At 72.0% G+C, this 9925-nt stretch carries 8 protein-coding genes; 5 read left to right on the top strand and 3 right to left on the bottom strand.

The annotated features are described in order from the left end of the window. Nucleotides 1-90: 90 nt before the first annotated feature. From TR42_RS01205 to TR42_RS01195, 3 genes are all read left to right on the top strand, one after another. The gene (locus TR42_RS01205; RefSeq protein WP_042212244.1) at nt 91-1647 is read left to right on the top strand and encodes a Re/Si-specific NAD(P)(+) transhydrogenase subunit alpha; all 1557 of its coding nucleotides are present in this window, start codon (nt 91-93) and stop codon (nt 1645-1647) included. After that, nucleotides 1644-3050, top strand: a complete 1407-nt coding sequence (gene pntB, locus TR42_RS01200) for a Re/Si-specific NAD(P)(+) transhydrogenase subunit beta (RefSeq protein ID WP_042212242.1) — start codon at nt 1644-1646, stop codon at nt 3048-3050. The genes TR42_RS01205 and pntB overlap by 4 nt, the downstream gene beginning before the upstream one ends. A 113-nt stretch (nt 3051-3163) precedes the next feature. After that, the gene (locus TR42_RS01195; RefSeq protein WP_042212240.1) at nt 3164-4072 is read left to right on the top strand and encodes a DUF6544 family protein; all 909 of its coding nucleotides are present in this window, start codon (nt 3164-3166) and stop codon (nt 4070-4072) included. Between the two features lie 6 nt (nt 4073-4078). Here TR42_RS01195 and TR42_RS01190 read toward each other — a convergent pair whose 3' ends face one another. Then, nucleotides 4079-5437, bottom strand: coding sequence for a pyridoxal phosphate-dependent decarboxylase family protein (locus TR42_RS01190; protein WP_042212237.1), 1359 nt, complete (start codon nt 5435-5437; stop codon nt 4079-4081). A 218-nt stretch (nt 5438-5655) separates the two neighbouring features. Continuing rightward, nucleotides 5656-6486 carry a hypothetical protein gene (locus tag TR42_RS01185; RefSeq protein ID WP_042212234.1) on the bottom strand — a complete coding sequence of 277 codons (831 nt, stop codon included), beginning with the start codon at nt 6484-6486 and terminating at the stop codon, nt 5656-5658. Nucleotides 6487-6782: 296 nt separating this feature from the next. Between TR42_RS01185 and TR42_RS01180 the strand changes: the two genes are divergently transcribed. Continuing rightward, a complete protein-coding gene (locus tag TR42_RS01180) occupies nt 6783-8000 on the top strand; it encodes a cobalamin-independent methionine synthase II family protein (protein WP_042212231.1) in 1218 nt (405 codons plus the stop codon). 66 nt (nt 8001-8066) lie between these two features. Here TR42_RS01180 and TR42_RS13960 read toward each other — a convergent pair whose 3' ends face one another. After that, the gene (locus TR42_RS13960; protein ID WP_052405487.1) at nt 8067-8711 is read right to left on the bottom strand and encodes a Pr6Pr family membrane protein; all 645 of its coding nucleotides are present in this window, start codon (nt 8709-8711) and stop codon (nt 8067-8069) included. Nucleotides 8712-8862: 151 nt separating this feature from the next. Between TR42_RS13960 and TR42_RS01170 the strand changes: the two genes are divergently transcribed. Next, nucleotides 8863-9924 carry a tRNA-dihydrouridine synthase gene (locus TR42_RS01170; RefSeq protein ID WP_042212229.1) on the top strand — a complete coding sequence of 354 codons (1062 nt, stop codon included), beginning with the start codon at nt 8863-8865 and terminating at the stop codon, nt 9922-9924. Nucleotide 9925: the final 1 nt, after the last annotated feature.

Here is a 9925-nt window from a genome sequence, read left to right as displayed (position 1 = left end):
CACCAGAACCCGGCACCGACCCTGCGACTAGAGTTCCCGGAGGGTCACGATGCGCGCGCGGAGGACCGCGCGCGTGACGAAGGAGGACGGATGAGGATCGGCGTTCCCATGGAGACGCGCTCGGGTGAGCGGCTGGTCGCCGCCAGCCCCGCCTCGGTCGCGGGACTGGTGAAGCTCGGCTACGAGGTGGTGGTCGAGACCGGTGCGGGGACGCACGCGAGCTTCCTCGACCAGCAGTACGTCGACGCGGGCGCGACGCTCGGCACGCCGGCGGAGGCCTGGGGCGCGGACGTCGTGACATGCGTGAACGCACCCGGCGACACCGAGATCGCCGCGCTCGCCGAGGGCTCGACGCTCGTGTCGATGATGGCGCCGCAGGCGAACGCCGCGCTCCTCGACGCGCTCAACAGCCGCGACGTCACGGGCCTCGCGCTCGACGCGGTGCCGCGCATCTCGCGTGCTCAGGCGATCGACGTGCTGAGCACGCTGTCGAACGTCGCCGGCTATCGCGCGGTGATCGAGGCGGCGGAGCAGTACGGCGGCATGTTCACCGGTCAGGTCACCGCGGCGGGCAAGACGACGCCCGCGACCGTGTTCATCATCGGCGCGGGCGTCGCCGGTCTCGCGGCCATCGGCGCCGCGAGCTCGCTCGGCGCCCAGGTGCGTGCGTTCGACGTGCGTCCCGAGGTCGCGGAGCAGATCGAGTCGATGGGCGGCACCTTCGTGCACGCGCCCGAGGCCCAGCAGGAGATCAGCGCCGACGGCTACGCGAAGCCCCTCACCGAGGAGCAGCAGGCCGCCGCGATGCGCGTCTACGCGGCCGAGGCCGCGAAGGCGGACGTGGTCATCACCACCGCGCTGGTCCGCGGCACCGCGCCCACGACCATCACCGCGGACGTGGTCGCGGGCATGCGCCCCGGCTCCGTCATCGTCGACCTCGCCGCCTCGGGCGGTGGCAACTGCGAGCTCACCGAGCCCGGCGAGGTGATCGTCAGCGACAACGGCGTGACCGTCGTCGGCTACACGGACCTCACGAGCCGCATGCCGCGCCACACGTCGCAGCTGTTCGGCACCAACATCGTCCACCTCATGGCGCTCCTCACGCCGGCCAAGGACGGCACTCTCGTGCTCGACCTGGACGACCCGGTCCAGCGGGGCATGACGGTCACCCACGGCGGCGAGATCATGTGGCCGCCGCCGCCGGTGAGCGTCTCGGCGGCGCCCCCGGTCGCCGCCGGCCCCACCGAGGAGGAGCTCGCGGAGGCCGCACGCCTCGAGGCCGAGGCTGCCGTCGCGCGGCAGAGGCGGCGGAACTGGCTGTACGGCGCGGGCGCCGTGGCGTCGCTGCTGCTGCTCGCCTTCGCGGACTCCGCGACCGTGGCGCACCTCACGGTGTTCGCGCTCGCCGTGATCGTCGGCTTCTACGTCATCTCCAACGTCAAGCACTCGCTGCACACGCCGCTCATGGCGCAGACCAATGCGATCTCCGGCATCATCCTCGTCGGTGCGCTGCTGCAGATCGGCTCGGCCGACGCGGTGGTGTCGACGTTCGCCTTCATCGCCGCCGCTGTCGCGAGCATCAACATCTTCGGCGGATTCCTCGTCACGTACCGCATGCTCGGCATGTTCCGGAAGGACGCGTCATGACCCTCGTCTCGCTCGCCCAGGCGACCTACGTGGTCGCCGCGGTGCTCTTCATCCTCTCGCTCGCGGGCCTGTCGAAGCAGGAGACCGCGCGTCGCGGCAACATTCTCGGCATGGCTGGCATGGTGCTCGCGCTGGCCGCGACGGTCGTGCTCTCGCTCGACAACAGCGAGCGCCCCGTGCTCGTCACCGCGCTGCTCATCGCGATGGTCTTCGCGATCGGCGCGGGCGTGGGCGTGTGGCGTGCCCGCACCGTGGAGATGACGCAGATGCCCGAGCTCATCGCGATGCTCCACAGCTTCGTGGGCCTCGCGGCGGTGCTCGTCGGCTTCAACTCCCACCTCACGGAGGAGGCGGACGCTGTCCACCAGGTCGAGGTGTTCCTCGGCGTGTTCATCGGCGCCGTGACCTTCACGGGGTCGATCGTGGCGTACCTCAAGCTCTCGGCGAAGATGAAGTCCCGGCCGCTCACGCTGCCGGGGCGCAACTGGCTTAACCTCGGCGCCGTGCTGGTGAGCCTCGCGCTCATGGCCTGGTACATCGGGACCGCCTCGGTGGTGCCGCTCGTCGTGATGACGGTCATCGCGCTCGCGCTGGGCTTCCACCTGGTCGCCGCGATCGGCGGCGGCGACATGCCGGTCGTGGTGTCGATGCTCAACTCGTACTCCGGCTGGGCGGCGGCCGCGGCGGGCCTCATGCTGAGCAACGACCTGCTCATCGTCACCGGCGCGCTGGTCGGCTCCTCCGGTGCGATCCTGTCGTACCTCATGTGCAAGGCGATGAACCGCGCGTTCATCAGCGTGATCCTCGGCGGCTTCGGCACCGAGGGCGGCACGTCGGCGAGCGCGGGGGAGCAGGGCGAGCACCGCGAGGTGAAGGCCCCCGAGGTCGCCGACATGCTCACGAGCGCGAGCCGCGTCATCATCGTCCCCGGCTACGGCATGGCGGTGGCGAAGGCCCAGTACCCGGTCGCCGACATGGTGGCGAACCTGCGCCACCACGGCGTCGACGTGCGCTTCGGCGTGCACCCGGTCGCGGGCCGTCTCCCCGGGCACATGAACGTGCTGCTCGCCGAGGCGAAGGTGCCGTACGACATCGTTCTCGAGATGGACGAGATCAACGACGACTTCGCCGAGACGGACGTCGTGCTCGTCATCGGTGCGAACGACGTGGTCAACCCCTCCGCCATGGAGGACCCGGGCTCCCCGCTCGCCGGCATGCCCGTGCTCGAGGTCTGGAACGCCAAGCAGTGCATCGTGTTCAAGCGCTCGATGGCGACCGGCTATGCCGGCGTGCAGAATCCGCTGTTCTTCCGGGAGAACTCCGCGATGCTGTTCGGCGACGCCAAGGCCCAGGTCGAGGAGATCCTCACCGCGCTGCGCGTGAACGAGGGCGCCTCCGCGTAGGCGTCGACGCGCTCACGGCCCCGGGGCCGTGGCGTGTCCGCGTCCGCGATGCGATGCTGGGAGGAAGGCCGACGACGCCGGGTCCCCGCGGCGCCGCTCACGAAGGAGGACGCATGCCGCAGGGGACCGATGCCGCGCTGGACGGGCGCAGGGGAGCCGAGGGAGCGCGCGCCCTCGCGATCGGAGGGGCGCTGGTCGCCGGAGCGGCGGCCGGCTGGTCCTGGCGCGCCCGGGGTCCGCGGTCGATGCGGGCGCGCTTCCGGCGGGCCTACGAGGCGCCCTTCCCGCCCGCCACGCGGCTCGCGACCGAGGAGGACATCGGCGGCCTGCCCGATGCCGTCGCCCGCTGGCTGCGTCACGCGGGCGTGGTCGGCAAGCCGGTGCCGAACGGGATGCGTGCCCGGCTGTCGGGGCGGCTGCGCGGCGCTCCGGACGCGCCATGGATGGTGGTCACCGGTGCGCAGGTCAACACGTTCGGCGCCGACTGGACCCGCTGGTTCCACCTCGACGCGCGGCTCATGGGGCTCCCCGTCGAGGCGCTGCATGTGATGGAGCGCGGCGCGGCCACGATGCGGGTCGACGCGCTCTCGCTCGTGCCCGTGATCCGCGAGGCGGGGCCGGAGATGAACGTCGCGGAGTCGGTCACGCTGCTCAACGACGCGTGCCTCATGGCGCCCGCGGTGCTGCTCGACGCGCCGATCGAATGGCGGGACGGGCATGAGCGCGGCGCGACCGCGGTGTGGACCGCCGACGGCGTGTCCGTCTCGGCGGCGCTCGAGATAGACGAGGAGGGGAGGCTGGTCGACTTCGTCTCCCGTGATCGCTACCTGCGTACCGGGAGGCACGAGGTGGAGCAGGTGCCGTGGGCGACGCCCGTCGGCACGCGCAGGAGCGCCGACGGTGTCGAGGTGTGCGGCGAGGGGGTCGCGCGCTGGGGCGAGGGCGAGGACGCGTGGACCTACCTCGAGATGCGCATCGACCAGGTCGATTACAGCGCGGTGCCGACCGTAGCCGGCGCATGACCTGCGTCAGGCGAGGGTGTCGAGCACCTCGCACAGCAGCGCGTAGGACGTGAGCGGGTTGATGATCGCGATCCGCAGCACGGGCTCGCCGTCGTGCGAGCTCGGGACCACGAACGCCCGCTGCGACGCGAGCAGCCGCTCGGACCAGGCGTCGTAGTCCTCCGCGGTCCACCCGTCGCGCCGGAAGACCACCACCGAGAGCTGCGGGCGCCTGACGAGGCTCAGCCCGGGTCGGCGCTCGATCTCCTCGGCCAGACGCGCCGCGAGGTCGATGCCCTGCGCGATGGCGGCGCGGTACTCGTCGGTGCCGTAGGTCGCGAGCGAGAACCACAGCGGCAATCCGCGTGCTCGACGCGTGAGCTGCACCGCGAGGTCCGAGGGGTTGGCGGCGACCGCGCTCGTAAGGGTGTCGAGGTACTCGGCGTGCTGCGTGTGGGCGCGAAGCGCGATGCTCGGGTCGCGATACAGGAGCGCGCAGGCGTCGAACGGCGCGAAGAGCCACTTGTGGGGATCGACGATGACCGAGTCGGCGTGCTCGACGCCCGCGTAGGCGGGCCGCATGCGCTCGACGAGCATCCCGGCCAGCCCGTAGGCGCCGTCGACGTGCAGCCAGATGCCGTGGTGCCGCGTCACCTCCGCGATGGACGCGATGTCGTCGATGATGCCGAAGTTGGTGGTGCCGGCCGTCGCGACCACCGCGAGGACCGCGTCGCCGTGGGTGGCGACGGCCTTCCTCACGGCGCTTCCGTGGAGGCGCCCGTCGGCGTCCGGACGGATGCCGACGATGTCGACGTCCATCACCGCGGCCGCCGAGGCGATCGACGCATGCGACTCCGCGCTGGCGATCACCTTCCACCGCGCAGGATCGCGCCGGCCCTGCTCGCGGTTGCGGCGCCGCGCGGCGTCACGAGCGGCCACGAGCGCCGAGAGGTTGCCGATGGTGCCGCCCTGGACGAAGACCCCGCCCGCGGTCCCCGGCAGCCCGAACTCGGAGGCGAGCCACGCCAGCACCTCGTTCTCGGCGTGCACCGCGCCGGCACCCTCGAGCCATGAGCCGCCGTAGATCGACGAGGCGGAGACGATGAGGTCGAAGGCCATCGCGGCCTTGCTCGGAGCGGAGGGGATGAAGGACAGGTAGCCGGGGTGGTCCGTCGACAGGCACGCGGGGGCGAGGACGTCTCCGAAGAGCGCGAGCGCCTCCTGCGCCCCGATGCCCGAGGGCGTGATCGACATGGGCGCGATGCGGGCCAGCTCCTCCGGAGGGACCGGAAGGTCGAGCGGGATGTCCTCCCAGAGCGCGCGACGACGCGAGTAGGCGAGCACGTCGTCGACGATCGCGCGGCTTTCGTCGGACAGGGCGTGCATGCGCGCAGGGTGCGTGCTCGGAGCGGGGGACTCGGGGATCACTGAGTCAGGATAGGTCCGCCGTGAAGCAAAGAGCGGGCGCGAAAGCACCGACCTGGCGCGCGTTCCTTGCGTGCGTGAAGCGTTGGCGCGCGAAAGCGTCGCGCGTACGTCGCCGTAACGACCGAGCCCCGCCCTCCGGGTGCGGAGGGCGGGGCTCGGGGAACGGAGTTCCCAGATCAGCGCGCGGAGGGGTCTCCCAGCCGGCGACGAGCGGCGGCTGCGACGTCGTGGTGCGAGAACTCGATGAAGAGCCGCACGCGGTCGGTGGGGAGCGCCGGGTTCTGCAGCAGCGCGATGAGCACCTGCGGGTGGCGCTCCGTCATCACGGCGGAGGACAGGGTCTCGACGGAGGTCGAGGGGTTCTGAGCGACCCACCAGCGGACGTCGGCGTCGTTGTCGCGCGCGAGCGCGGCGAGCTCCTCGACCGGGGTCGAGATGTCGGTCGCGCGCTGCAGCCGGTTGACGCCCTCGGTGCCCTTCTCGATGTCGCCTGCGACGCTCGACAGCGCCTCGGCCACGTCCGTCTGATCCTGGTAGCGGGTCGAGACGTCGCGGACGTACTCCGCGAGCTCGAACGCCTCCTCGGCGCGCGCCATGATCTCGAGCGCCGTGCGCGAGGTCGGGTTGCGGACCTCCGAACGGATGACGAGCGCGGTGCTGCGCAGCGCCTCGGCGAGCGCGAACGAGAGATGGGAGGTGTCGCCGTCGGCCTCCGCGCGGTACTGACCCTCGGTGCGGCCGAGCACCGCGAGCGCCTGCGCCACCGCCTCGACCCTGCCGGACTCGTGGGCGCGCTGGATGCCCTCGTCCGTGGTGCTGGCCTCCGCGGTCAGCCGGAGATCGTGGTTGAGCTCGACCACCGCGGCGGCGAAGAAGATCGTGTCGCACACACGGCCGGTCGCGCACGTCCCGCACGAGTGGCTCTCGACCGTCTCCTGCGCGGCATGCACCACGCGCTCCCGGTCCATGGTGATGGTCGGTGCTCCGCCCAGGTCCTGCGTGTCCACCGGTTCCTCCTCGCGCTGCCCGGCCCGGTTCGCGGGCGCGGTGTTCTGATGGCACCCATCGGCTGCCGCGTCGGGAAGTGTAGGGATCCCGTCGATGCTGTTTCCTGCCGGTGTGCGGAATCTCACCCGGGCGACGGGCCGCCCGCCTGTCGGTTTGCCGCGACCCCCGGATCCCGGGCAGACTGGGTCAGCCGCCACGCATCAAACGAGGCCTCGGATCCACCTGCGGTGGGCATTGCGGGCGGGCCGCCCTGCACCCCATGCGGGTCCTGTCGCCCGCGTTCCGAGGAGATCCGATGTCCGAGCTCATCATCGACACCACCACCGCGGGATCGCTCCCGCGCTCGCCCGAGCTGGTCGAGGCCACCAAGGCGCTCGAGGTCGCGGAGGACGGCTTCACGCTGATCCCGACCGACGAGTACCGCGAGACCGCGGCGCAGGCCGTGGCCGACCTCGTGCAGAAGCAGGTCGACGCCGGCATCACCATCGTCGGCGACGGCGAGCTCGGCAAGGCGATGACCGCGTCCGCCGACTTCGGCGCCTGGTGGTCGTACTCGTTCCAGCGCACCGCCGGCCTCGCGCTGCCGTCGAAGGACGCCCCGCGCCCCGAGCCGGTGCGCTCGTCGCCGGGCAACGTGCGCCTCACCTCGATGGAGGACCGTCGCGACTGGGTGCGCTTCGCCGCCGCCTACTTCGACCCGACCTCCGGCGTGCTCATGGGCGAGCCGCCCTTCTGGCCCCAGGCCGTCGGCCCGCTCTCGTACCGCGGCCACGACGCCATCGCCTCGGACGTCGCGCACCTGCGCGCCGGCCTCGACGCGGCCGGTCTCGAGACCGGCTTCATCACCTCGCTCGCCCCCGGCTCCGCCGCGCGCATCGGCAACTCCTACTTCGCGACGGAGGAGGAGCACATCTGGGCGTGGGCCGACGTGATGCGCGAGGAGTACAAGGCGATCGTCGACGCGGGCCTCACCGTCCAGCTGGACGACCCGTCGCTCGCCGAGAGCTGGGACCAGATCAACCCCGAGCCGTCGGTGGCGGACTACCGCGCCTTCATCCAGACCCGCATCGACGCGATCAACCACGCGATCGAGGGTCTCCCGCGGGAGCAGGTGCGCATCCACCTGTGCTGGGGCTCGTGGCACGGCCCGCACACCACGGACCTCGAGCTGCGTCACATCGTCGACCTCGTCGCGCAGATCAACGCCGGCTCCATCTCGTTCGAGGCGGGCAACGTCCGCCACGAGCACGAGTGGAAGGTGTGGCGCGACGTCGAGCTGCCCGCCGGCACCAAGCTGCTCCCGGGCGTCGTGAGCCACGCCACCAACGTCGTCGAGCACCCCGACCTCGTCGCGGACCGCATCGTGCGCTTCGCGGAGATCGTGGGACCCGAGAACGTGGTCGCCTCGACGGACTGCGGCCTGGGCGGCCGCGTCCACTCGCAGATCGCGTGGGCCAAGGTCGAGTCGCTCGGCGAGGGCGCGCGCCGCGCCGCCGCGCTTCTCAACGGCTGATCGCTCCGGGCGGCGTCACCCTCAAGGGGGTGGCGCCGCCCGCGTGCGTTCGGGCGTCCGCGCGCCTCAGCGGCGCGGCGGTGCGACACGCACCGGCGCGGGCCGGGGCCAGAACGTCGCGGGGCGGAGCACCGCGAGCACCCTCAGCACGCCCGAGACGGCGAGGCCGACGGCTGCGATCGCGCCGAGCGTGGCGACGATCGCGGCCGCGCCGCGCGCGGGATCGAGGAACGGGTAGGGCACCCAGCCGTCGAGGAAGGCGCGTACGAAGAGGTACGAGACCCAGATCGCCGGAAGGCTGAGGACGCTCCACAGCGTGCTCAGCGGCAGGCGCCGTCGACCGCCGATGAGCACCCAGTCGGCTGCGAGGATCAGGCCCGAGCCGCCGTGCAGAATCGCGTTGGCCCACGGGAAGTACGGCGTGGTGTACGGCGCGAGCAGCGCCCAGTAGACCGCGCCGACGACCACGAGGTACGTCGCGGAGTTGACGCGCAGCAGCGTCACCCATCGTCGTTCGCGGCCGGGCACGCGCGCCGCCGCCAGCAGCGCGACGATGCCGGCGACGTTCGCGAGGGGGGTGAAGTAGCCCGGGAGCTGTCCCCACGTGAACGTGCCGAAGGAGAGATCGGCCCAGGCCTGGAATCCAAGCGCCGAAGCGATCAGGGACGCGCCGATGAGGCGAAGCGTGCGGATGGTGGCGTCTTTGCTCACAGTTCGGGACTTTACCAAGAGATGACCCAGACTTGGCAAGGTCCCGCGCGTGTCTTTGAGTCCGGATTCGGCGCGCGCGGTGCTGGCGTGTTGCTGACCGTTGGCCCAAGGTCCCCTGCTGGGGCCCTGGCGACGGGCTAGCCTCGCCCGTATGACGTGGTTCTTCGATCCCCACCGCACCTACGAGGACAACCTGGCGCGGGGGCCGTTCGGGGCGTTCGCCGAGGATGGCGTCGTCGCGCCGGACGGGGAGCCGCGCCACCTGTTCCTCGGCACGCCCGTTCACAGCCCGTTCGGCATCGCAGCCGGCCCGCTCGTGAACGCCGCGTACTGCGCGGCGGCCTTCCGCGCCGGCTTCGACCTCGCGACCTACAAGACGGTGCGCAGCGGAGCCCACCCCTCGCACCCGTTCCCGAACACGCTGGCGGTGCATGTCGACGGCGACCTCGAGGCGGGCCGCACGGAGCCGCTGCTCGCGGATGCGGACCTCGACGGCGCGACGAGCATCTCCAACTCGTTCGGCGTGCCCTCGCGCGACCCCGACGGCTGGCAGCCCGACATGGCCGCGGCGGTGGCCGCCGCGGGGGAGGGCCAGGTGCTCGTCGGCTCGTTCCAGGGCACGCGACCGTCATCGGGTGGCGTCGACGCCTACGTCGCGGACCATGTGCGCGCGGCCAGGCTGGTCGTCGAGACCGGAGCGTCCGTGCTGGAGATGAACCTCAGCTGCCCCAACGAGGGGACGGGGAACCTGCTGTGCTTCGACACGCCGGGCGTCGCGCGTATCGCCGGCGCGGTCAAGGACGCCGTCGGCGACGTGCCGCTGCTGCTCAAGCTCGCGTACTTCCGGGACGATGCGGCGCTCGCCGGCCTCGTCGACGCGACCGCAGGCATCGTCGACGGCTACGCCGCGATCAACACGCTCCCGGCGCGGCTCGTCGACTCGCGCGGCGTGCAGGCGTTGCCGGGCGAGGGCCGGGAGACCGCCGGCGTGTGCGGCGACGCGATCCGCTGGGCCGGCCTGGAGATGACGGCGCGGCTCGCGCGGATCCGCGAGGACCGAGGTGCGGAGGTGACGCTCGTCGGTGTCGGGGGAGTGCTGACGCCAGAGCACCACCGCGCGTACCGCGCCGCAGGCGCCGACGCCGTCATGTGCGCGACCGGGGCGCTCCTCGACCCGGGGCTGGGACGTGAGGTGCGCGCCACCAGCGTCTGAC

The sequence above is a fragment of the Demequina mangrovi genome, from assembly GCF_000759715.1.
GTDB classification, from domain to species: Bacteria; Actinomycetota; Actinomycetes; order Actinomycetales; family Demequinaceae; genus Demequina; species Demequina mangrovi.
This window is presented reverse-complemented; position numbering and strand designations above follow the sequence as displayed.

Bases quoted from the DNA above. Each gene is read 5' to 3' on its own strand.
- TR42_RS01205 (WP_042212244.1), top strand. From the start codon at position 91: ATGAGGATCGGCGTTCCCATGGAGACGCGCTCGGGTGAGCGGCTGGTC.
- pntB (WP_042212242.1), top strand. From the start codon at position 1,644: ATGACCCTCGTCTCGCTCGCCCAGGCGACCTACGTGGTCGCCGCGGTG.
- TR42_RS01195 (WP_042212240.1), top strand. From the start codon at position 3,164: ATGCCGCAGGGGACCGATGCCGCGCTGGACGGGCGCAGGGGAGCCGAG.
- TR42_RS01190 (WP_042212237.1), bottom strand. From the start codon at position 5,437: ATGCACGCCCTGTCCGACGAAAGCCGCGCGATCGTCGACGACGTGCTC.
- TR42_RS01180 (WP_042212231.1), top strand. From the start codon at position 6,783: ATGTCCGAGCTCATCATCGACACCACCACCGCGGGATCGCTCCCGCGC.
- TR42_RS01170 (WP_042212229.1), top strand. From the start codon at position 8,863: ATGACGTGGTTCTTCGATCCCCACCGCACCTACGAGGACAACCTGGCG.